The sequence below is a fragment of the Winogradskya humida genome (assembly GCF_016862215.1).
In the GTDB taxonomy this organism is placed as follows: domain Bacteria; phylum Actinomycetota; class Actinomycetes; order Mycobacteriales; family Micromonosporaceae; genus Actinoplanes; species Actinoplanes humidus.
The window spans coordinates 1-22,106 of record NZ_BOMN01000040.1 but is presented as its reverse complement, the minus strand read 5'-3'; the positions used below and the strand labels follow the sequence as shown (position 1 = coordinate 22,106).

24 protein-coding genes are annotated in these 22,106 nt (G+C 68.6%); 22 read left to right on the top strand and 2 right to left on the bottom strand.

The window, feature by feature from the left end; translation table 11 throughout:
• Positions 1-225 precede the first annotated feature (225 nt).
• The 6 genes from Ahu01nite_RS16325 to Ahu01nite_RS16300 all read left to right on the top strand — a co-directional run bounded on the left by Ahu01nite_RS16325 (position 226) and on the right by Ahu01nite_RS16300 (position 5,655).
• Positions 226-447, top strand: a complete 222-nt coding sequence (locus Ahu01nite_RS16325; RefSeq protein ID WP_203837376.1) for a hypothetical protein — start codon at positions 226-228, stop codon at positions 445-447.
• Positions 448-478: 31 nt separating this feature from the next.
• Complete coding sequence (locus Ahu01nite_RS16320; RefSeq protein WP_203837375.1) at positions 479-865, top strand: DUF485 domain-containing protein; 387 nt, start codon at positions 479-481, stop codon at positions 863-865.
• The gene (locus Ahu01nite_RS16315) at positions 862-2,490 is read left to right on the top strand and encodes a sodium/solute symporter (RefSeq protein WP_203837374.1); all 1,629 of its coding nucleotides are present in this window, start codon (positions 862-864) and stop codon (positions 2,488-2,490) included. The genes Ahu01nite_RS16320 and Ahu01nite_RS16315 overlap by 4 nt, the downstream gene beginning before the upstream one ends.
• A gap of 85 nt (positions 2,491-2,575) precedes the next feature.
• Positions 2,576-3,232, top strand: coding sequence for an SCO2207 family protein (locus tag Ahu01nite_RS16310; protein ID WP_203837373.1), 657 nt, complete (start codon positions 2,576-2,578; stop codon positions 3,230-3,232).
• A 60-nt stretch (positions 3,233-3,292) separates the two neighbouring features.
• Positions 3,293-4,069, top strand: coding sequence for an ABC transporter ATP-binding protein (locus Ahu01nite_RS16305; protein WP_203837372.1), 777 nt, complete (start codon positions 3,293-3,295; stop codon positions 4,067-4,069).
• A complete protein-coding gene (locus tag Ahu01nite_RS16300) occupies positions 4,066-5,655 on the top strand; it encodes an ABC transporter permease (protein ID WP_203837551.1) in 1,590 nt (529 codons plus the stop codon). Before Ahu01nite_RS16305 ends, Ahu01nite_RS16300 begins: the two co-directional genes overlap by 4 nt.
• On the opposite strand, the gene trpS is transcribed toward Ahu01nite_RS16300, so the two are convergent.
• Positions 5,649-6,662 carry a tryptophan--tRNA ligase gene (gene trpS / locus Ahu01nite_RS16295; RefSeq protein WP_203837371.1) on the bottom strand — a complete coding sequence of 338 codons (1,014 nt, stop codon included), beginning with the start codon at positions 6,660-6,662 and terminating at the stop codon, positions 5,649-5,651. The two genes, Ahu01nite_RS16300 and trpS, sit on opposite strands and share 7 nt — an antisense overlap.
• A gap of 255 nt (positions 6,663-6,917) precedes the next feature.
• Between trpS and Ahu01nite_RS51370 the strand changes: the two genes are divergently transcribed.
• The 11 genes from Ahu01nite_RS51370 to Ahu01nite_RS16245 all read left to right on the top strand — a co-directional run bounded on the left by Ahu01nite_RS51370 (position 6,918) and on the right by Ahu01nite_RS16245 (position 16,816).
• Positions 6,918-7,043, top strand: a complete 126-nt coding sequence (locus Ahu01nite_RS51370) for a hypothetical protein (protein WP_275411754.1) — start codon at positions 6,918-6,920, stop codon at positions 7,041-7,043.
• Positions 7,024-7,560, top strand: a complete 537-nt coding sequence (locus Ahu01nite_RS16290) for a flavin reductase family protein (protein WP_203837370.1) — start codon at positions 7,024-7,026, stop codon at positions 7,558-7,560. Before Ahu01nite_RS51370 ends, Ahu01nite_RS16290 begins: the two co-directional genes overlap by 20 nt.
• A 114-nt stretch (positions 7,561-7,674) precedes the next feature.
• The gene (locus Ahu01nite_RS16285) at positions 7,675-8,004 is read left to right on the top strand and encodes a DUF485 domain-containing protein (protein WP_203837369.1); all 330 of its coding nucleotides are present in this window, start codon (positions 7,675-7,677) and stop codon (positions 8,002-8,004) included.
• Positions 8,004-9,668 carry a monocarboxylic acid transporter gene (locus Ahu01nite_RS16280; protein WP_203837368.1) on the top strand — a complete coding sequence of 555 codons (1,665 nt, stop codon included), beginning with the start codon at positions 8,004-8,006 and terminating at the stop codon, positions 9,666-9,668. The genes Ahu01nite_RS16285 and Ahu01nite_RS16280 overlap by 1 nt, the downstream gene beginning before the upstream one ends.
• A 58-nt stretch (positions 9,669-9,726) precedes the next feature.
• Positions 9,727-10,707 (top strand): NAD-dependent epimerase/dehydratase family protein, encoded by a 981-nt coding sequence (locus tag Ahu01nite_RS16275; protein WP_203837367.1) that lies wholly within the window; start codon positions 9,727-9,729, stop codon positions 10,705-10,707.
• Between the two features lie 105 nt (positions 10,708-10,812).
• On the top strand, positions 10,813-12,108 hold the full coding sequence (locus Ahu01nite_RS16270) for an LCP family protein (RefSeq protein ID WP_239158891.1): 1,296 nt from the start codon (positions 10,813-10,815) through the stop codon (positions 12,106-12,108).
• 239 nt (positions 12,109-12,347) lie between these two features.
• A complete protein-coding gene (locus tag Ahu01nite_RS16265; RefSeq protein WP_239158890.1) occupies positions 12,348-13,460 on the top strand; it encodes an LCP family protein in 1,113 nt (370 codons plus the stop codon).
• A 15-nt stretch (positions 13,461-13,475) separates the two neighbouring features.
• The gene (locus Ahu01nite_RS16260; RefSeq protein ID WP_203837364.1) at positions 13,476-13,811 is read left to right on the top strand and encodes a rhodanese-like domain-containing protein; all 336 of its coding nucleotides are present in this window, start codon (positions 13,476-13,478) and stop codon (positions 13,809-13,811) included.
• Positions 13,808-14,599, top strand: a complete 792-nt coding sequence (locus tag Ahu01nite_RS16255) for a glycerophosphodiester phosphodiesterase (protein WP_203837363.1) — start codon at positions 13,808-13,810, stop codon at positions 14,597-14,599. The genes Ahu01nite_RS16260 and Ahu01nite_RS16255 overlap by 4 nt, the downstream gene beginning before the upstream one ends.
• A gap of 85 nt (positions 14,600-14,684) precedes the next feature.
• Positions 14,685-15,902: a sensor histidine kinase gene (locus tag Ahu01nite_RS16250; protein WP_203837362.1), complete on the top strand. Its 1,218-nt coding sequence runs from the start codon at positions 14,685-14,687 to the stop codon at positions 15,900-15,902.
• 26 nt (positions 15,903-15,928) lie between these two features.
• Positions 15,929-16,816 (top strand): DUF5926 family protein, encoded by an 888-nt coding sequence (locus Ahu01nite_RS16245; protein ID WP_203837361.1) that lies wholly within the window; start codon positions 15,929-15,931, stop codon positions 16,814-16,816.
• 43 nt (positions 16,817-16,859) lie between these two features.
• Here the strand turns inward: Ahu01nite_RS16245 and Ahu01nite_RS16240 are convergent, their stop codons facing one another.
• On the bottom strand, positions 16,860-18,062 hold the full coding sequence (locus Ahu01nite_RS16240; protein ID WP_203837360.1) for an arginine deiminase: 1,203 nt from the start codon (positions 18,060-18,062) through the stop codon (positions 16,860-16,862).
• Positions 18,063-18,416: 354 nt separating this feature from the next.
• Here Ahu01nite_RS16240 and Ahu01nite_RS16235 point away from each other — a divergent pair, with 354 nt between their 5' ends.
• The 5 genes from Ahu01nite_RS16235 (at position 18,417) to pheA (ending at position 21,999) form a co-directional block, all read left to right on the top strand.
• Positions 18,417-19,157, top strand: a complete 741-nt coding sequence (locus Ahu01nite_RS16235; protein ID WP_203837550.1) for a hypothetical protein — start codon at positions 18,417-18,419, stop codon at positions 19,155-19,157.
• Positions 19,158-19,306: 149 nt separating this feature from the next.
• Positions 19,307-19,777: a hypothetical protein gene (locus tag Ahu01nite_RS16230; RefSeq protein ID WP_203837359.1), complete on the top strand. Its 471-nt coding sequence runs from the start codon at positions 19,307-19,309 to the stop codon at positions 19,775-19,777.
• 86 nt (positions 19,778-19,863) lie between these two features.
• Positions 19,864-20,253, top strand: coding sequence for an ACT domain-containing protein (locus Ahu01nite_RS16225; protein WP_203837358.1), 390 nt, complete (start codon positions 19,864-19,866; stop codon positions 20,251-20,253).
• 262 nt (positions 20,254-20,515) lie between these two features.
• Complete coding sequence (locus Ahu01nite_RS16220) at positions 20,516-21,016, top strand: hypothetical protein (RefSeq protein WP_203837357.1); 501 nt, start codon at positions 20,516-20,518, stop codon at positions 21,014-21,016.
• Positions 21,017-21,042: 26 nt separating this feature from the next.
• A complete protein-coding gene (gene pheA, locus Ahu01nite_RS16215; protein ID WP_203837356.1) occupies positions 21,043-21,999 on the top strand; it encodes a prephenate dehydratase in 957 nt (318 codons plus the stop codon).
• Positions 22,000-22,106: the final 107 nt, after the last annotated feature.

The following is a 22,106-nucleotide window of genomic DNA, read 5'->3' as shown; positions in this document are numbered from 1 at the left end:
GGGCTTTGTCGGTCAATGGGTACGACTCCATGCGCGGTTCGGTGGACCGGAGAATTGGCTCCGGTACATCGCGATGCGGTTCAGCGGGCGGACGACCCAACCGGGCCGGAGCCGTTGTGTCGCTCGCCCCGATGGGAGACCGACGTGAGCACACTGCCGACCGGGCCGGAGCCAACGCCGAAGCCGGCACCGGATCACCATTCCGCTGTTGCCAGGGCGGCCCTCGTGACCGGGGGGAGATTCTCAATCGCGATTGCGGGAGTTCTCGGGGCCGCCGGCATGTGGGGGCTCGGTGACCGGACGGTTCTCTATGCGCTGGTCGCGCTCTGTGTGATCGCCGCGCTGACGATGTTCACCGCGGCTTTCGATGGTTCAGTCCAGATCGCGGCGGTCATGGCGGGCAGTCGCTGGGACCGGGGTGGAGTTTCCGGGGCTTCGGGGGCTTGACTTTGGGGGGAGGGTGGCGAGACTGCCGGGCATGGGTGATGTGCCGGGGCGGGTGGTTCGGACTCGGGTGGTGCTGGGGGAGGCTGCTGGGCGGCGGCCGGGGGCTGACAGTGCTCGGGTGGAGCTTGCTGAGCAGACCGATATTGGTGAGGCGCTGGTCAAGGGGCTGGTTCGGGCTCAGTTGGCGTTGGCGGTCCGGTTGAGTCTTGTGGTGGTGGCGGGGTTGGGGGCGTTGCCGTTGTTGTTCGCGGTGGCGCCGGTTGTGGGGCGGGTGGAGGTTGCGGGGGTTAATTTGCCGTGGGTTCTGCTGGGGTTTTTGGCTTTTCCGTTTTTGGTGCTGGTCGGGTGGGCGTATGTGCGGTGGGCTGAGCGGAACGAGCAGGATTTCACCGCTGTGATTCGCGGGCCTGAGGCGTGAATCCGTACGTGGTTCCGGGGCTGGTTGCCGTTGTTCTGATCACGGTGGGGATCGGGGTCTACGGGCTTCGGTTTGCGCGGACGACGTCGGATTTTCTCGTGGCCTCGCGGTCGGTCAGTCCGGCTTGGAATGCGGCGGCGATCAGTGGCGAGTATCTTTCGGCGGCTTCGTTCCTCGGGGTGGCCGGGCTGGTTCTGCGGTACGGCGTGGACGTGTTGTGGTATCCGGTCGGGTTCGCGGCGGGGTATCTCGCGCTGCTGCTCTTTGTCGCTGCGCCGTTGCGGCGGTCGGGGGCGTTCACGCTGCCCGACTTCTGTGAGGTGCGGCTGCGGTCCGGGTTTCTGCGCCGGCTGGCCACGGTTTTTGTGGTTTTCATCGGGTGCCTCTACCTCGTGCCGCAGTTGCAGGGGGCGGGGCTGACGTTCACCACGGTGACCGGGGGGCGGTACGAGTGGGGGGCGCTGCTCGTCGGCCTCGTTGTCACGGCGAATGTGGCACTGGGCGGGATGCGGGCCATCACCTTTGTGCAGGCGTTTCAGTATTGGCTCAAGTTGACCGCTCTGGCCGTACCTGTCGTCTTTTTGTTGTTGCACTGGCAGGCGGATGGGCGACCGGCTGTCACCCCGCCTGCCGGCCCCGCGTTTTCGTCCGCGACCACCGTGGTGGTGCAGCAGGATGCGGTTCTCGATGACAACAGAACCGTCCACAAGGGCGACGAGCTGACTTTCGCGGCGGGGGATCCGGTGCCGCAGGTGAGTTCTGTGGACCGCAATGATGGGCTGGGCTGGCTGTTACCGGGTGGGAATGCCAGCCTGTTCTCCACGTATTCGCTGATTCTGGCGACGTTTCTCGGCACCATGGGGCTGCCGCACGTGCTGGTCCGGTTCTATACGAACCCTGACGGGGCTTCCGCGCGCCGCACGACGCTTGTTGTGCTTGCCATGGTGGGCGCTTTTTATCTGCTGCCGACCCTTTACGGCGTGCTCGGGCGGGTTTATACGCCGCAGCTGCTGATGACCGGGCAGACCGATGCGGTGGTGTTGCTGCTGCCGGAAGCCGCGCTCGGGAGTGGGCATCTCGGGCAATTGCTCGGTGCGCTGGTGACCGCCGGGGCGCTCGCGGCGTTCCTCTCCACCTCGTCGGGGCTGCTCACCAGCGTGGCCGGGGTGGTCTTCACGGACGTTCTGCACTCGACTCACAAAACCGTACGCGATTTCCGCCTCGCCACCGTACTGGCCGCGATTGTGCCGATGACGCTGTCGTTGTATGTGGCGAACATGGATGTGTCGCGCGTGGTGGGGCTCGCTTTCGCGGTGGCGGCGTCGAGTTTCTGCCCGTTGCTGGTGCTCGGGATCTGGTGGCGGGGGCTGACCGATGTGGGGGCGGCGGCCGGAATTGTCGCGGGGGGTGGTGCGGCGATGGCGGCGGTGCTGGTCACGGTTATGGGGCCGCCGTTGCACGGGTGGTTCGCCCAGTTGGTGGAGCAGCCTGCCGCGTGGACGGTGCCGCTCGCATTCGTGGTCATGGTGGTCGGGTCGCTGCTGACCAAGCGCAGGATTCCCGCGGATATCGGCGCGACGATGCTCCGGCTGCATGCCCCGGAATCGCTGCGGTTGCCAGGTTAAATATCTTTAAGGTTAGTTTCCTGAACCCCTTGATACCCGTGCTCCGTACCAATGCGCGAACCCCGAGGCGCGAAGGAGCGGCGGCATGAAACGCAGGACCAGCAGCTGGAGCAGGACGTCCGGGCGTACCCGCAAGGTGTTGATCGGTATTACCGCCGCGGCCCTCGCGGGTGGCGCGTTCGCGATCAGCACGGGCGTCAGCAGTGCCGGCGAGAACTGCAACGGCCTGGACACCGCGCTGCAGAACAACCTGAGTTTCATCGCCGACCAGAAGGCGAATCCGGATGCGCTCTCCGACGCCCGGATCGCCAATCGCCAGGCCGTCGTCGACCTGATCAACCAGCGCCGGGTCGTCGCGGGCTGCACCGGGAACGTCCAAGCGGTGGCACCCCCGGTAAAAGCGCCGACAGCGGCCCCCACAAAAACTACGAAAGCCCCCACGAAAGCCCCCACGAAAGCCCCGACCAAGGCCCCGGCGGAAAACACGGGCGCCGGCGACGTCGTTTGCAAGGGCAGCACCGTCACGCTTTCCGGCGAAGCGGGAGCACCGGCCGCGTCCAGCGGCACCTTCCCGATCGGCACCACACTCCGGGTCACCAACCTGGACAACAACAAGAGCATCACCGTGAAGGTCGCCACCCCCTCCGGAAGTTGCGTCCTGCTCAATGACGCAGCCTTCGAGCAAGTTCGCGAATCCGGCAAATTCCTCATTCGACGCGCTGTGATCGAACGAATCGGCTGAGTAGACAAACCGAGGTCACGGGGTATCCCGCCGGGGTAACCAACCGTTAAGTTCGGGGGCATGACCGTCCCCGAACAGCGCAGGAGCCCCGATCCGGCGCTCGCCCTGCGCGGGCTGGTCAAGCAATTCGAGGCAAAAGTCGCGGTTGCCGGAATAGATCTGGATGTGCCCGCGGGTTCGTTTTTCGGCCTGCTGGGCCCGAACGGCGCGGGCAAGACCACGACCCTCTCCATGGCGGTCGGCCTGCTGCGGCCCGATCTCGGTCAGGCCCGGATCCTCGGGTACGACGTTTGGGCCGACCCGATCGCCGCGAAGTCGAGAATCGGCGTGCTCCCCGACGGCGTACGCCTCTTCGATCGGCTGACCGGCACCGAGCTGCTCGCGTACCAGGGCCTGCTGCGCGGGATGGACCCGACGGTGGTCGACCAGCGCAGCGTCGAGTTGATGGACGTGCTGCAGCTCGGTGCGGGTAACCGGACCCTCGTGGTCGACTACTCGGCCGGCATGAAGAAGAAGATCGGGCTGGCCTGCGCGCTGCTGCACGCCCCGCGGCTGCTCGTGCTGGACGAGCCGTTCGAGGCGGTCGACCCGGTGTCGGCGGCGCTGATCCGCGGGATCCTGCAGCGGTATGTCGCGGGCGGCGGCACCGTCGTCTTCTCCAGCCATGTGATGACGGTGGTCGAGCGGCTCTGCAGCCACGTGGCGATCATGGCGGACGGGCGGATCCGGGTACGGGGCACGCTCGACGAGGTGCGCGGCGACCGGTCGCTCGAGGACGTGTTCGTCGAGGTCGTCGGTGGGCGTACGGCAACCGGCTCGGAGCTTTCGTGGCTGTGAGCGCGCGTTACTTCGTACGTCTCAAGCTCCGCCTTCTCGCCAACGGCCTGCGCGGGCGCACCCAGCGGGTGGCCCTCTTCGTGATCGGCGCCGTGATGGCAGCAGCGGCCGCGGTCTCCGGGTACGCCCTGTTCAGCGTCATCGGCGTGCTCGGCGAGCAACGGGCCGCCGAGGTCGTGTTCCCGCTGGCGGGCAGCGCCGTCGTCCTGGGCTGGCTGTTCCTGCCGTTGATCATCTTCGGGGTGGACGAGTCGCTGGATCCCGCCCGGTTCGCCCTGCTCCCCCTGCGCCACGTGACGCTGGTCCGGGGCCTGTTCGCGGCCTCGCTGGTCGGCGTGCCGGCGATCGCCACGTTCGCGGCCACGCTGGGCATGGTCCACGCCGCGGCGATGCTGGGCGGCTTCTTCGCGGCAACGGTCGAGCTCGTCGGCCTGATCGGCGGGATCCTGCTCTGCGCCGCGCTGAGCCGCGCCGTGACCAGCGCATTCGCGACCGCGTTGCGCAGCCGGCGGTCCCGGGACCTGGCCACCGTGGCGCTCGCCGGTAGCGCTGCCCTGCTCGGCCCGCTACAGCTCGGACTGCGTTCGGCGATCGAACGGGCCGACTGGCAGGGCATCGGGCATGTGGTCGATGTGCTCGCGTGGACGCCGCTCGGGGCGCCGTACAGCATGGGCCTCGATGTCGCGACGGGCCGGCTGTGGGCCGTACCCATCAAGATTGTGGTTGTTGCCGCGACCATCGCGCTTTTGCTGTGGTGGTGGTCGGGCTCGCTGGAGAAAGCGATGCTCGGGGCGAAGAGCGGGTCCCGGGAGCGGACCGCGTCCCAGCTCACGCCCGTCGCCCAGCTCGTGCCGCGCTGGCTGCCACGCAACCGGTTCGGTGCGCTGGCGGGCCGCGAGATGCGCTACTGGTGGCGCGAGACGCGGCGGCGCGCGACCCTCATCTCGTTCGTCGCCGTCGCCCTCTTCCTGCCCGTCCTGGTCGCGGTCAGCGGTGGACCCGCCGGCGCCTCCGGGGCCGTGCTGGTGTTCGTGGCCGCCCTCGCCGCGGTCAGCCTGACCAACCAGTTCGGCTTCGAGGGCAGCGCCTACGCGGCCAACGTCGTGGCCGGGGTTCCGGGGCGGGTCGAGCTGGCCGCCCGAGCGACGGGCCTGTCTGTGTACGTCCTCCCGCCCCTGCTGGTGATCTCGGTGATCGCAAGCGTCGTGCCGGGCCGGGGCGCGGCGGCTCCCGCCCTGATCGGGACGGTGCTCGCGGCGTACGGCGTGGCCCTCGCGGTGGCCATGCCGATCTCCGTCCGGGCCGCCTACGCCCTGCCCGACTCCACCAGCCCGTTCGCCATGTCCTCGGGCGGCGGCACGGCGAAGGGCCTGCTCAGCTTTGCCGCCCTGATCGGCGCGACGATCGCCACCGCACCGCTGCAGATCGGCGCGTGGCTGCTCGGTGACGTGTGGCTGTGGATCGGACTGCCGGTCGGGATCGCGTACGGTGCCGGCGGCTTAGTCCTCGGTCTGCGCCTTGCCGCCCCGATGCTGGACGACCGCATGCCCGAGCTCCTGGCCACGGTCAGCGCGGGCAGTCAGTAAACGGTCCCCATGGCCACGCGCACCTCCTGCAGCGTCTGATCCGCCAGCTCGTTCGCGCGGGCGTTCCCGCGACGCAGCAGATCACGGACAAAACCGAGATCCTGTGCGTACGCCGCCCGCCGCTCCCGCATCGGCGCCAGGAACTCGTTCACCGCCTCCGTGACGGTCCGCTTCAACGCCGCCGACCCCGCGTCCTCGATCTCCGCCGCCACCTCGTCCGGCTCCCTGTCCAGGCACAACGCGGCAAGCTGCACGAGCCCGGACACTCCTGGCCGGCGTTCCGGGTCGTAGCTGATCTTCCGGTCGGAGTCCGTGGTGGCGCTCCTGATCAGCCGGGCGGTCTCGTCGGGGGTCGAGGAGAGCGCGATCGCGTTGCCGCGGCTCTTGCTCATCTTCCTGCCGTCCGTGCCGGGCAGCACGGGCGCAATGCTGAGCAGTCCCTCGGGCACCGGAAAGACCGGGCCGTAACGCTCGTTGAAACGCCGGGCCACCGTCCGGGTCACCTCGATGTGCGGCATCTGGTCCTGCCCGACCGGCACGAGGTTGCCCTTGCAGAACAGGATGTCGGCGGCCTGATGCACCGGGTAGGTGAACATCAGCCCGCTCACCGAGCTCTGCCGCGAGTGCTGGATCTCGTCCTTCACCGTCGGGTTGCGCTGCAGCTCGGGGACGCTGACCAGGCTCAGGAACGGCAGCAGCAGCTGGTTGAGCGCGGGCACGGCGCTGTGCGTGAAGATGGTCGTCGCGTCGGGATCCAGCCCCGCGGCGAGGTAGTCCAGGAGCAGCCCGTCGACGGTTTCGCCGAGGCGCTCGGCCACGTCGCGGTCGGTCAGCACCTGGTAGTCCGCCACGATCACGATCATGTCGACGCCGCGGCGCTGTAGTCGTACCCGATTGCGCAGGGTCCCGAAGTAATGGCCGAGGTGCAGCGGGCCGGTCGGGCGGTCCCCGGTGAGCACCCGGAAGTCCTGCGGTGCGGCTTCGATCCGGTCTTCGAGCGAGTTCATCGTGTCTCCTTCAGGGTGGTGGACAGCCCTGGGGAAACCAGGGCCGGGGACGGCCCTGAAGAAACGAAAAAGGGCCGTCCGATGGGACGGCCCGAGCGCGCGGGTTGGTATCCGTCCCTAGGACGGACGCCAGCTCTGCACACACGCGCTCATGACGGCCAGCTTACCCGGGTTTGGCCGGCATGACCGACGGTTAACTGAGTCCAATGACGACGGACGGGCCCGAGCAGTACGACCGCATCGGCCGGATCTCTCATGCGCGGCCTGTTCGCGAATCTTGCCGTCGCGCGGACCGTCGATCTGGCGATCGCACCGGCGTGGATCGCCCTCGCCGCCGCATTCGTGCTGCTGCGGCGGCAGAATGTTTCCCGTGAAACCTGAAAACGGCGGGCACATCCACTCCACCGACCCGTTCGCCACTCCGGAGCAGGACAAGTCGGCCGTGCGTCGGCTCCGGGGGCGGCTGGCCGCGCCCGTCACGCTGTGGACCGCGCCTGGGCCGGCCGGGCTGACCGTGTCGTCGATGCTCGTCGCTGACGGGGATCCCGGGCGGGTGCTGGGGTTGGTCGATGAGGAGAGCGACTTCTGGGACGCCGTATCGGTTGCGCGGCGCTTCGCGGTGACCCCGCTCGGGCCCGATGACCAGCAGCTGGCCGACAAGTTCGCCGGGCTGATGCCGGCGCCGGGCGGATTGTTCGCAGCCGGGGACTGGGTGGAGACCGAGTTCGGGCCGGTGCCGCGCGATGCCGGGAGCTGGGCGGGGTGCCGGCTCGATGCCGAACGGGAGTACGGGTGGGCGCTGCTGGTCGAGGCGACCGTTGAGCGGGTCGTGATCGGGGACGCTGCTGGCGTACCACTTCTGCACTTTCGTGGGCGTTACCGCTCGCTCGACCGGTAAGCGCAAGCCGTCCGCCGCTCGGCGCAACCGTCGACCAACGGTCCGTGACGGCCTCCTCACCTTCGTACGGTGCCGGTGATACCCCTCATCCGGCCCCACGAAGGTGGTGACGACGTGACAACCGAAGCGACATCCAGCGAAAAATATCTCGAGGTACAACGTTCCGCGGAATTCGCAGGGCTACGCCGCAAGCTGCGCAACTTCGTCTTCCCGATGACGATCGCGTTCTTCCTCTGGTACGCGCTCTACGTCCTGCTCTCGGCATATGCCCGCGGGTTCATGTCGGTCAAGATCGTCGGCCACATCAACATCGCGCTGCTCTTCGGCCTGCTGCAGTTCCTGACGACGTTCCTGATCGCCTGGTACTACTCGCGGTACGCCGCCAGGGAGCTGGACCCGACCGCCGACAAGATCAAGGCCGAGCTCGACGAGGCGGCCCACTGATGCTGAACATCGTCGCGGCCGAGTCCGCATCCAGCCGTCCCCTCACGATCACGCTCTTCCTGATCTTCGTCGCCATCACGCTGGCGATCACCATCTGGGCCAGCCGGCAGACGAAGACGGCCACCGACTTCTACGCCGGCGGCCGCCAGTTCACCGGGTTCCAGAACGGCCTCGCGATCGGCGGCGACTACATGTCGGCTGCTTCGTTCCTGGGCATCGCCGGGCTCATCGCGCTCTACGGCTACGACGGCTTCCTCTACTCCATCGGCTTCCTGGTGGCATGGCTCGTCGCGCTGCTGCTGGTCGCGGAGTTCCTGCGGAACTCGGGCCGCTACACGATGGCCGACGTGCTGGCGTTCCGGATGCGTCAGCGCCCCGTGCGTACGGCTGCCTCGGTCTCGACGATCGTGGTTTCGATCTTCTACCTGATCGCGCAGATGGTCGGCGCCGGCGCGCTCGTGTCCCTGCTGCTCGGTATCAAGCCCGGCACGACGTTCCTGGGCATGGACGCCGACACCGCCAAGGTCGCCACGATCATCCTGGTCGGCGCGCTGATGATCGTCTACGTGGTCGTCGGTGGCATGAAGGGCACCACCTACGTCCAGATCGTCAAGGCGTTCCTGCTGATGACCGGCGCACTGGTGATGACGATCCTGGTGCTGGCGCACTACAAGTTCAACCTCTCCACCCTGCTCGGCGACGCCGCGGCGCAGTCCGGCAAGGGGGAGGCTTTCCTGGAACCGGGGCTCCGGTACGGCGTCGAGTCGGCCAGCGGGTCCGCCACGTTCTACAGCAAGATGGACCTGCTCTCGCTGGGCATCGCGCTGGTCCTGGGCACGGCCGGTCTGCCGCACATCCTGACCCGCTTCTACACCGTCCCGACGGCTCGGGTCGCCCGCAAGAGCGTGCTCTGGGCCATCGGCATCATCGGCACGTTCTACCTGTTCACCCTGGCGCTGGGCTTCGGCGCGGCAGCCCTGGTGGGCGGCAAGGCGATCACGGCGCAGGACAAGGCCGGCAACACGGCGGCACCGCAGCTGGCTCAGGCGCTCGGCATCGACTACCTGGGCGGCGCCACCGGCGGCGCGATCCTGCTGGCGATCATCGCGGCGGTCGCGTTCGCCACGATCCTCGCGGTCGTCGCGGGGCTCACCCTGGCCTCCTCGTCGAGCGTGGCGCACGACTTCTACGCCAGCGTGATCAAGCGGGGCAACGCCGGCGAACGTGACGAGGTGCGGGTCGCCCGGATCTCGGCGTTCGTCATCGGCGCGGTGGCGATCGTCCTGTCGATCTTCGCCCAGAGCCTGAACGTCGCGTTCCTGGTGGCGCTCGCGTTCGCGGTGGCAGCCTCGGCCAACCTCCCGGCGATCATCTACAGCCTGTTCTGGCGGCGGTTCAACACCTCCGGGGCGCTGTGGTCGATCTACGGCGGCCTCATCGCCGCGGTCGTGCTGGTCTTCTTCTCGCCCGTCGTCTCCGGCTCGCCCACGGCGATGTTCCCGGACAGCGACTGGCACTTCTTCCCGCTCAACAACCCGGGCATCATCTCGATCCCGATCGGCTTCCTCTGCGGCTGGATCGGCACGGTCATCTCCAAGGAGACCGACCCGGAGAAGTACGCCGAGCTGGAAGTTCGGTCACTGACCGGACACGGAGCGCACTAATTTGCGCAGGGGCCGACGGGCACCTCACCCGTCGGCCCCGCTCGCTAAGGTTGCTCTCATGTCAGTGCAGCAGCGGTTCGGCGAGGGACATCGGATTCTGGTCAGCGGCGGGGCCGGCTTCGTGCCGTCGCACGTCGTCGATGCGCTGCTCGCGCGGGGTTGCACGGTTGTCGCCGTCGACAATTTCGTCACGGGCAGCCGCGACAACGTCGCCCACCTCGCCGCCGAGCCGCGATTCACGCTCGTCGAGGGAGACCTCGCCGAGGGGCTGCCCGCCGACGCCGCGCTGACCGAGCGGTTCGACGCGATCCTGCACATGGCGTCGCCCGCCAGCCCCACCGACTTCGCGAAGCTGCCCGTCGAGATCCTCAAGGTGGGTTCGGCCGGCACGCTGGCGCTGCTCGAGCGGGCAGTCGCCGACTCGGCGCGGTTCCTGATGGCGTCGACGTCCGAGGCGTACGGCGACCCGGCGGTGCACCCGCAGCCGGAGAGCTACTGGGGCAACGTCAACCCGATCGGCGTCCGGGCCGTCTACGACGAGGCGAAGCGGTTCTCCGAGGCGGCCACCATGGCGTTCCACCGCTTTCACGGGCTCGACACCGCCATCGTGCGGATCTTCAACACGTACGGTCCGCGGATGCGCCCGGATGACGGGCGGGCCATCCCGACGTTCATCAGCCAGGCGCTGCGGGGCACCCCGCTGACCGTGCACGGCACCGGCTCGCAGACGCGGTCGATCACGTACGTCGACGATCTGGTCCGCGGCATCCTGCTGCTGCTCGACTCGAGCGAGACCGGCCCGATCAACTGCGGCACCGAGCATGAGCTGACGATGCTGGAGCTCGCCGAGCTGATCGTGAAGCTCGCCGGCAGCGACTCGCGGATCGAGCTGGTCGAGCGCACCTCCGACGACCCGGAGAAGCGCCGCCCCGATCTCACGCTGGCTCGCACGCTGCTCGGATACGAGCCGCAGGTCGGTCCCGAGGACGGTCTGCGCCGCACGATCGACTTCTTCGCGGGATCTTCGGCTGCTGAGTAGTTCAGCACCGTAGTGAACGTTGCACGAACAGTAATTGTCTCCCACCTTCGTGCCACCCCGTGCCGATAGAGGGTTCAGCTGGTCCCGTACTCGTAATCTGTTCTCATGTCTGCGAATTCGTCCCCTTGGGGTGGCCCGGCCGGTCGGGCTTCAGTGCCGGGCTCGGTGGGTATTCCGGGCGCCATGGATCGTTCCGCGGTGCCCGGCTCCTCCGGTCGGGTCGGCTCAGCCGCGCCGGCGTACGGCAGCGGCCGGTCTTCCGGCGGCGGCCCTTCCTATGGCGCGCCGTCCAGCCGCCCCTCCGGCGACGGGGACTGGCCGCCGCGTGGCTCCGGCCCCGGTGGCCCCAGCGGACCCGGCGGTCCGCCGCGCGGGCCGGGTGGAAGTCCCGCAGGACGGCCGTACAAGGGCAAGCGCAAGCCGAAGTGGGGCCGCATCGCCCTGGTGGCGGGCGCTGTCCTGATCGTAGCCGGCATCATCGCGGGCATTTCGCTCTATGGGTACGCAAACGGCCTCAACGACGACCTCAAGCGCACCGACGCGTTCTCCGAGCTCACCAACGGCCGCCCGGCCAAGACGGTGGACGGCGCGCTCAACGTCCTGCTGGTCGGCAGCGACTCCCGGGACCCGGACGCCGCCAAGGACACGACGAACGCATGGCGCGCGGACACGCTGATCCTCATGCACATCCCCGCGGACCATAAGTCCGCGCAGCTGATCTCGATCCCGCGCGACCTGTGGGTCAACATTCCGTCGGCCAACGACGCGGCGTGTGACAGCGGCAGCCGGGCCAAGATCAACGCGGCGTTCGCGTTCGGCGGGCTGCCCCGGGCGGTGCGGACGGTCGAGTGCATGACCGACGTGCACCTGGACCACGTGCTGGCGATCGACTTCGGTGGCTTCAAGGAGGTCACCGACGCGCTCGGCGGCGTGGACCTCAAGGTGGACCAGACCATCACGTCGATCCACAAGCCGCACCGCAAGTTCGTCAAGGGCACCATGCACATGAACGGCGAGCAGGCGCTGGACTGGATCCGTCAGCGCAAGCAGTTCCCCCGCGGCGACTTCGACCGGATGCGTCACCAGCAGGAGTTCCTGAAGGCGCTGATGGACAAGGCTGCCAGTGGCGGCACGCTGAGCAACCCCAGCAAGCTCAACGACTTCCTCAAGTCGGTCACCAAGGCCGTCACGGCGGACCAGGACTTCTCGCTCACCGACATGGCGGTGCAGTTCCGCAGCCTGCGCGGCGAGAACCTCACCTTCATCACGAGCCCCAACAAGGGCAGCGAGACGATCTCGGGGCAGAGCGTCGTCGTCGCGGACCGGGAGAAGGCACTCGTCCTCTACAAGGCGGTCGCTTCCGACAAGATGACCGAATGGATGGCAGCGAACAAGAGCTGACGCCCCAGAAACAGTCAAAGGGTGCGGGTCGGCGGATAACGCCACCCGCACCCTTGCATTAACAATGCGTGTCATTGACTTGAAACCGGCAAGACCTCGCCAGAGATGACAGTTGAACGTACAGTGACACCCGCCATTGCCCCGAAGAGCTTGGAGCGCGCATGTCCGTCCACACCACCGGCCGTCGACCGGCGTTGGACAAGGACGGGAACCCCACTCGCGATCACCCTTCGGGACCGATGCCCAAATCGCCGAAGAAGGGCCGCAAGCGCAAGGATCCGCTCTGGGCGAAGCTCACCGTTACGTTCGGCGCGGTGCTCATGATCGCCAGCGGGGCCGGTGTCGCGGGCACCAAGTGGCTCGTCAGCAGCGCGAGCAACGCCGTCACCCAGGAGAACCTGCTCGGCGGCAACCAGAAGACCGGGGCCGAGGGCGGCGGCGACATCAAGGGCGCGGTCGACATCCTGCTCATGGGTGTCGACGCCCGTAAGCGGTGGGCCGTCGACGACCTGCGCTCCGACACGATCATCGCGCTGCACATCCCGGCCAGCCACGACCAGGCGTACCTCGTGTCGATCCCCCGGGACACCGAGATGCAGGTTCCGGCGTTCCCCAAGGCCAAATACGCCGGCGGCGTCGCCAAGGCGACCGAGGTGTTCTTCCACGGCGCCCAGAACGGTGGCGGGTGGGCCGGTGGCGCCCAGCTGATGGCGCAGACCATCAAGGCCAACACCGGGATGACGTTCGACGGCGCCGCGATCATCGACTTCAACGGGTTCAAGAGCATCATCGACGCGCTGGACGGCGTACGCATGTGTGTCGACCAGCGGGTCAAGTCGCATCACATCCAGCTGGTCGACGGCAAGCCGCTCTACCTCGCCGACGCCCGTAAGACGGCCGGCACGCACAAGGACATCTGGTACGAGAAGGGCTGCCAGGACCTGGAGGGCTGGCAGGCACTCGACTACGCCCGGCAGCGCTACGGCCTGAAGAACGGCGACTACGACCGTCAGCGGCACCAGCAGCAGCTCATCAAGGCGATCGCCAAGAAGGCCGCGAACAGTGGCGTGCTCACCAACCCGGTCAAGGTCAACAACCTGATCAAGGCGGCGGGCGACGCGTTCGTGCTCGACACCGGCGACGTCAAGGTCACGGACTTCATGTTCGGGCTCAAGGGCGTCGCGGCGAACGACATGGTGCTGCTGCGTACCAACAACGGCACGTTCGCGGGCAACGAGAACCAGCGTGAGTCGATCACGCCGAAGAGCATGGAAATGTACAAGGCCGTCAAGCAGGACAAACTCTCTCAGTTCATCCTGGCGAACCCGGACGTCGTGGCGAACGAGAAGTAGCTCTAGGCTGGAATCGTGTTCGGACCTCAGGTACCCAGCGTGACACCCACTCAGGTCGAGCCCTCGGCCTATCTGCTCGACGTGCGCGAGCCCGATGAATGGGCGGCGGGTCACGCACCCGACGCCCACCACCTGCCGATGATGGAGGTGCCGGCCCGGATCGCCGAGATCCCGACCGACGCCGAGGTCGTGGTGGTCTGCCGCTCCGGCGGGCGCTCCGGTCAGGTCGTTTCCTATCTCATGGGCAACGGCTGGGACAACGTTCGCAACCTCGACGGCGGCATGCAGGCGTGGTCCGCCGACGGGCGCGACGTGGTCAGCGAGAACGGTCAGCCGGCCCGCGTGCTGTGACCACCGGGCGCCCTTTCGTCTTCGCCCACCGTGGCGGGGCTGACGCATTGCCGGAGCACACGCTCGCGGCATACCTGCGCGCACTCGACGACGGTGCCGACGGTGTGGAATGCGACGTGCGGCTGACCCGCGACGGGCATCTCGTCTGCGTGCACGACCGCCGGCTCAACCGCACCTCCAACGGCACCGGCCTGGTCAGCACGAAGACCCTGGCCGAGCTGGAGGAGCTCGACTTCGGCTCGTGGCACGCCGGGGCCGGGGAGCTGCCGCCGGACCACCTCAGGCTGCTGACGCTCGACCGGTTACTCACCGTTCTGCGTGATTACGGCCGTCCCGTCCGGTTACTCATCGAAACCAAACATCCGTCACGGTACGGCGCCGAGGTCGAGCGCCGGCTCGTCGAGATGCTCCGTAAGTTCGATCTCGCGGAGCCCGTGGCGGGCGACCCGCTGCACGTGACGGTGATGTCGTTCGCCGCCCTCGCGCTGCGCCGCATCCGCGCGCTGGCACCGGCCCTGCCGACCGTCTATCTGCTGGAGATCCCGCCACCCGGGGTGAGCCGCGGACGACTTCCCTTCGGTGCCCGGATCGCCGGCCCGGGGATCTCCCTGGTCCGCTCGCGGCCCACGCTGATCCGAAACTTTCAGGCGGCGGGCCATCAGACCTATGTCTGGACGGTGAACGAGGAGCCCGACCTCGATCTTGTGCTCAGCCAGGGCATCGACGGGATCATCAGCGATCGACCACGCTTCGTGATCGATCGGTTGAATAGCGCACCATCAGTGTGACAACCGCCACTTCCACCGGAATTATCGTCAAGATCCACAGGTGTCGCCCTGCCCAAAAGGCCGGATACGAGGCAGACTCGCAGACATGCCGGATCGACCCGACTACACCGCTCTGACGCGGGGGCAGATCACGCTCCTCGATCGGGTCAGCGCGGGCGAGACCGGCCTGGCCGTGCTCAATCAGATCGTCCGGCTCGCCCAGCAGGTCCTGCGCGCACGCGGTGCGGGCTTCGCCGAATACCGGCCCGGCCACGGCCGTGTCATCGCCGCGAGCGGTGCCTGCGAGAGCGCCCTGGGCCGCCGGGTGGACCGCGAGGACGCGGGTCTGCTCCCCGACCGCCGGGCCCGGCACATCACCCTCGACTCCATGCATGACGAGTTCTCCCGCAACGTCGACGAGCCGGGCCTGCACGACGTCCTGGGCGCCCGCTGCGAGACGGTCGGGCTCGTCGTCGGCTCGCTGCACGTCTACTACGCCGCCGAGGATCCCCGGCCCGGCCCGGAGCACCACGCCGTGCTGGAGATGCTCGCCGCGAACGTCGGCCACCTCTACGGCGCGCGCGGCGGCGACGACCCGAAAGCGGCGGTGCTGCACCGTGACGCGGCCGCCAGCCAGCGCCGGCAGGAGGACCGCGATCTCTTCGTTGCGGTGACCAGCCATGAGCTGCGTACCCCGGTCACGGTCATCAAGGGTTATGCGGACACGCTCACCAACCATTGGGATTCCCTCGGTGAGGACGGGCGCCACGAGGCGGTCCGCGTGATCGGCGCGCGGGCCGGCGAGCTGGCCCGCCTGGTCGACCGGCTGCTCGCCGCGACCAGCGACGACGGCGAGACGACGGGTTCACCACCCGGCCCGTTCGACCTGGTGGAAGCCATCCGGGTGAGCGCCGCGGAGCTCCCCGGCAACCTCCGCGGCCGGCTCGTGCTGGATGACCTGCCCGCCGAGCTGCCCAAGGCGTTCGGCGACCGCGAGTCGCTGGCCACGATCCTCACCGAGCTCTCCACCAACGCCGACAAATACTCCCCGGCCGAGACCGAGGTGACCGTCACCGCCCAGGCCGACGACGCCACCGTGACGTTCCGGGTCGCCGACCGGGGCGTCGGGGTCAAGCCGGAGCACGTCGAGCTGGCCTTCGAGCGCTACTGGCAGGGCGACCCGGACAGCACCGGCCGCAACCCGGGCGCCGGGCTCGGCCTCTACCTCGTCCGCCGGATCGTGGAGCGCCAGCACGGCTGGGTCTCGCTGCGCCCCCGCGACGGAGGCGGCACCGTCGCAGAAGTGAGGTTCCCCCGCGCGTAGGGGCGGAACCGATAGGGTGGTTCGTCGTGAGCAAGCGTCGAAAGAACCCCCGAGCCGCAGCCGACGCGGCACCCAAGCGCGAGAAGGTCCGCGACATCTTCGTGGCCCGGCCGTTCGAGGGCCTGGCCGACGAGACCGAGTGGATCGCGATGCGTGAGCTGGTCCCGGCCGCCTCGGCGCCGCTGACCCTCAAACCGGAAGTGATCGAGGAGTACGGCGACCGCGAGGTCACCCTCTCCACCGTGCTGCCCATGGCGTGGCCCGCGATGACCCGCGCCGACGGCCGCGTCTTCGTCGGCCTGCAGCGTCACGTCCAGTCCGGCGACGTGTCCCGGGACATCGCCGTGGCGATCCTGCGCGCGTTGCAGACCGAGCCCGGCGAGACCGTCTCCGTGCCGTCGCTGCCGGGTGAGGGTGTGCGCCTGCAGGACATCCTCGTGGACGGCCCGCTCGACATCACCATGCACGAGGGCTTCGAATACTGGCTGGACGCCCAGCAGGCCGAGGACCCGAACGTGAAGGCGTCGCTCGAACGGGCCAACGCCTCGATCTACCCGACCGTGCGCATGGCCGCGGCGCACGCGGCGTACTGGACCCGCGTGCCCGACAAGGCACACGTGCGCTGGGTCCTGCCGGAGCAGGAGGACGCGGCGCTGGACGCCCTGGCCCGCCTCTCCGCCGCCGGTGATCTGCTGCTCGGCGAGGACACCAAGTTCGCCGGCATGTTCCGCGCACACGGCCTGCTGGTCCCGGTCTGGGATGTGCCGGGCGAGCCGGAGGCCGGCGAGTGGGAGGCCGCCCTCGCCGACTTCGCGAAGCGCTACGCCGACACCCTCGCCGAGACCGGGCCGCTCGACGGTGCCGCTCGACGCGCCAAGCAGGGCCTCGTAGGGCGACAGCTGACGCTGCGCTGATTTTCGCCGGGGACGCTCCACAGTGGGTGCGTCCCCGGCTCTGTCAGCCCGGCGTGCGCTCGATGGGGCAGGACATGCAGCGCGGGCCGCCGCGTCCCGAGCCCAGCTCCGATCCGCTGATCGCGATGACCTCGATGCCGGCCCGCTCCAGCTGGGCGTTGGTCTCGACATTGCGTTCGTACGCGACACAGACGCGGGGCGCGATCGCCAGCGTGTTGTTGCCGTCGTCCCACTGCTCCCGCTCGGCCGTCACGGGGTCGAGCCCGGTGTCGATGATCCGCAACCGGTCGATGCCCATCGCCTCGGCCGCCGCGTCCAGGAACGGCCGCGCCGCCCCCACCTTCGGTTCACCATCAAAACCCGCAGTCACGGGGTACGCCCGGAGCGCGTCAGCGATGTTCGGATACATCACCACCGCATCCACGTCGACCATCGTGCAGACGGTGTCGAGATGCATGGTGGCGCGTTCCTGCGCGATCGGCACGACCAGGATCGTGTGCGCGAGGCCGGCCGCGAAGACCCGCCGCGCCAGTCGCTCGGCCCCCGCCGCGGTGGTGCGCTCTCCCACGCCGATCGCCAGGACGTTCGGGGCGAGAAGCAGGATGTCGCCACCCTCCACATTCTCCAGTCCCGGGTTGTAGAGCAGCTCGGTGCCGGCGAATCGGGGGTGGTGCTTGTAGATGGCCTTGGTCAGCGTCGTCTCGCGGTTGCGGGCGGGCATCGCGAGGCTGGTGACGGCGACCTGGTTGCGCACCCATGCGGAAGAATCTCGGGTGAACAGCAGGTTGGGCAGCGGATCGATGACGAAGTCGTGCCGGTCCATCAGCTCGTAGACCAGACCGCCCGGCTTGCCCGGCCCCGGCTTGAGCTCCTCGTGCGCCAGCCCGGCCATCAGCACCTGGGCCAGGTCACGCGGGTCGAGGTCGGCCAGGTGCGCACTGACCCGGCCCCGCAGGTTGTCGCCGAGCCGCGGGTCCTCGAGGACGCTCTCGGTGAGCGCGGCCCTGGCCGCGGGCTTCTCCAGCGTCTCCTTGAGCAGCTCGCCCAGATAGAGAACCTCGACGCCGCGGTCGCGCAACGCCTGGGCGAAAGCGTCGTGCTCCTCCTGCGCCCTCCCAACCCATGGGATGGCGTCAAACAGCAGCGAGTCGTTGTTCCTCGGGGTCAGGCGCGCCAGCTCGGCGCCCGGGCGGTGCAGCATGACCGTGGCCAGGCGGCCCACTTCACTGTCTACAAAAGGAGGCACGAGCCTGACTGTAAGGCCTCGATCGAGTGTTTTCAGCGCGTCGCGGCAGCGGTCTGCCCTGGCGCTCCCGGCTTTTGTCACCTACTGTCCGCATCGGTCCTGTGACGTAGCGCCAAGATCCGAGACACGGCTGCGTAACCGCTAAGGGCACGCTAACTTGGCGGAGGACGTTTTGGATTCCAGGGGAGCCCTAGGTCGCGTGATGCACCATACGGAAAAACACCTTGTGCGTGAATGCGGCATTCATCCCCAGTCATTCCGCTTTCTTTCCCGCCCAATGTCTTGCTTGGGTACCGGGTTAAACACGTACCGTAGTGACAAGAGAGCCCGATGGACCTTTTGCCGGAGGTCGCAGTGACTGTCTACCCCGCAGGCCCAGCCCTGCCCGCCCCGCACCGCTCCGCACCGTCAACCACACTCGAACCACATCGAGGCGCACCACGCACGGAACTCGAGCCGGTTCGACCTAGCCCCGTCGAGTGGGCGCGCCGACGTCGCGCCGAACGAGACGCCCGTCGACTCGAGGCAGCGGGCAGCCGCGCGCTGACCCGTCTCGACCGCCTCGGGCCCGCCTGGCACATCGTCGACTGGCCCCGCACCGACTCCCTGGGATACGACCACGATCCGAGCGACGATCGTGCGGGCTTCCTCGCGATCGGCCCGGGCGGTGTGTTCGCGGTCACCGTTGCCGATCATGGCCGCGCCCGGGTACTCATCGCCGGAGACGTGGTTCAAATCAACGGGAAGCGCCCGGCGTACGTAGCCGAGTCCCGCCGCGACGCCAAGCGCGCCGGACGGGCAATGAGCGCCGCCGTCGGGCTGACCGTGCCCGTGACACCCGTACTCGCGTTCGTGGGTTCCGGGGTCATCAGCGTCCACGGTCTGCCCAAGGACTGTCTCGTCGCCACCCACAAGGAGCTCGACCGGCTCCTGATCGCCGGTGGGGCGAAAATCTCGCCCGCTACGGCGAGCAAACTTTCTGCCGTGGCACAACACCCCACTACCTGGGCAAATGCCCCCTACCGACCCGCGGGCGACTACCGCTGGTACCCGGGGGGCCAAACGGCCGCTGACAAGCGGGCGACCCGCCGGTAACGTTCCTCCCAGTGCACCGCTTGCCGTAGAGGGTTGACGCGAGCGACGCCGACCGGACACTCGAAGGGTCGAGACCTCACGTCTCGGCCCGTCGGTCCGGCGCGGAGTCTCGTGCGGTCCAGCGGCAAACAGGGATCAGGGAGGTGCGGGTGGCGCACGTCGAGCTCTCGCTGTCGGGAGCGTTCGTGCCCCAGGCGCGTACGCCGATCGAGTCCGAGTTCGTCTCGAACATCGACCGGTGGGCGTCCACGGTCTGGCAGGCGGTCGAGCCGTGCCTGGTCATTGACGTCGGCGCCACCATCGTGGCCGTTTCCCCGTCGGGCAGCGAGCTGCTCGGGCTGGGTAAGGGCGCGGAGGTCGTGGGCAAGCCGCTACTGGGCGGCGAGGGCGCTCTGCAGCTCATCGACTTCACCGCCGGCGGCGGCGACCTGAGCGACCAGGAGCGGGAGAAGATCCCGCCGTTACTGGCGCTCTCCTCCGAGCGGCTGGCGCGCGGCCTCATGCGCATCCAGCCCCTGGGAGACGAGCGTCACGTCACCGTGGACGCGATCGCCACCCCGCTGCTGGAGAACGGGCGCGTGATCGCCACGCTCACGTTTTTCTCGGCGATCCGCTACTGACCCGGAACCCGTCAGCCATTCGTGTGGCGATGAACGCACCGGTCACCCATTGGGGTTAACAGGGTTCGGACCGTAGTGTCACCATCATGCTCGACCTAGATCTGCTACCCGAGGAGTACGCGGTGTCCCGGCTACCCGCCGGATCCGCCCTGCCCGCCTCCCTCAGCAGCGGGCCGAACAACAAAACCGTCATCTCGGTGACCTGGGCCCCCGACGAGCTCTCCATCATCTGCCCGACCGACCGGGTGCCGCCCGGTGCGATCGCCGAGGCAGCGTGGCGGTGTCTCCGGGTGGTCGGGCCGCTCGATCTCGCGCTCACGGGGGTGCTCGCCTCGCTGGCCGTCCCGCTGGCCGACGCCCGCGTGAACATCGTCGCGTTCTCGACGTACGACACGGATTACATCCTGGTCCCCCAGGTCCGCCTCAGCGAAGCCATCGCCACCCTCACCGCCGCCGGCCACCGCGTCGCCGCCTGACCACTGCCCGCTGCCGGCCGCCGGCTGTCCTCCGCCTGATGAGGGCGGGGCTCGGGGTGGGGCTCGGAGTGGGGCTCGGGGTGGTGCCAAATTGAGACGGTTGTCTATCCGGTTCTCGTCCTAATATGGGGCCGTGCTCCACGGTGTGGTTCGTCGGGCGGGCGTGAGTGTCCTGCCGGTTATCGGCGTGCTGGCGTTTTTGGGCGCCTGTGGGGAGCCTCCGGAACCGCCGAGGACGGCGCCGCCGATCTCGGGTGCCTCGGTGCCGGTTCCCTCGTCCTCGTTGTCGGTTCCGCCGCTCGGTGGGGTGCCGACGGGTGGGGCGACGTATCCGGGCGTGGTGCCGACCAATCCGGTGATTACGCCGCCGCTCTACACGCCGCCGCTCTACACGCCGCCGGTTGTCGTTCCGACTACGACGACCACTCCGACGCCGACGCCGACCACGCAGGGGCCGTCACCGGCGCCGAAATGCACCGGTGGTCCCAGCGCTCAGCAGCTGATCGCCGTTGTCGAAGGCACGCCTGGCATCCCGGACGAGCCGCTGAAGGTCACCACCGGGCCGTTTTGCTCAGGTAACTGGCAATTCTCGGTGATGGAGATCGTGGCGGACGACGCCGAGGATGAGTACGAGCCGCTTGCCGTGGTCACCACGGGCCTGCCGGCTGCGCTCAAGCTCATCGAGGCCGGGGCCGACGTGTGCAGTAACGAGGTTCAGACCCAGGCACCGATCGGCATCCGCGTACGGGCCTGCGGGGCTTGATCGGGTGTTGGTCATAGGGTGGGGGGATGCCCGGAAACCCGCCCACGCGTTTTGTCTATCTCGGGCCTGAGGGCACCTTCACCGAGCAGGCCCTGCGGACGATCCCCGCAGCCGAGCATGCCGTGCGGACACCCGCGCGCAGCGTGCCCGAGGCGCTGGAGGCTGTGCGGGTCGGGGATGCTGACGCTGCGCTGGTGCCATTGGAGAATTCCGTCGGCGGGGCTGTGCCGGTCACCCTTGATGAGCTGGGCACCGGGTCGCCACTCGTGATCACGCGGGAGGTGGTGCTGCCGGTCGAATTCGTGCTGGCTTCGGCGTCGCTGACCCCACTCGCCTCGGTGCGGGCCGTGGCCGCGCACCCGCAGGCTTCCGCGCAGTGCCGGGGCTGGCTGCAAGCGAACATGCCCGACGCCGTGATCGTCGACGTCCTCTCCAACGCCGCCGCTGCGCTGGCCGCCGCCGCGGGGGACTTCGACGCTGCCATCTGCGCGCCCATCGGGGTTCCCCGGAACAACCTCACCGTGCTCGCCGAGAAGATCGCCGACCGTGCGGACGCGGTGACGCGGTTCGCACTGCTGTCCCGGCCCGCCCCGCCGGCCCCGCCGACCGGCGACGACGTGACCTCGCTGGCCCTGATGATCGATCACGACCGGGTGGGCGCGCTGCTCTCGGTCCTCACCGAACTCGCCGTCCGGGGCATCAACCTGTCCCGCATCGAGTCCCGCCCCACCGGCGAGCAACTCGGCGTCTACGTCTTCTTCCTCGACTGCACGGGGCACGTCGCCGAACCCCGGCTCGGCGAGGCACTCCAAGGCCTGCGCCGCATCTGCTCGGAGGTGCGCTTCCTCGGTTCCTACCCCAAGCACCGCTGGTCCAAGAAGGCCCGCGAGGAACCCCTGCCCTCCCAGCCCGGCCTCACCAACACCGACTTCGCCGACAGCGCCGCCTGGCTCACCCGCCTCCGCTCCGGCGAACCCGCCTGACCCCAACCGCGGGCGCGGGATGCGGCGCGGACTGCGGGGGTGTGGCGCGGAGTGTCGCCCGGGTGCGGAGTGCGGCCGGAGCGCGGAGTGCGGCCCGGAGCGCGGAG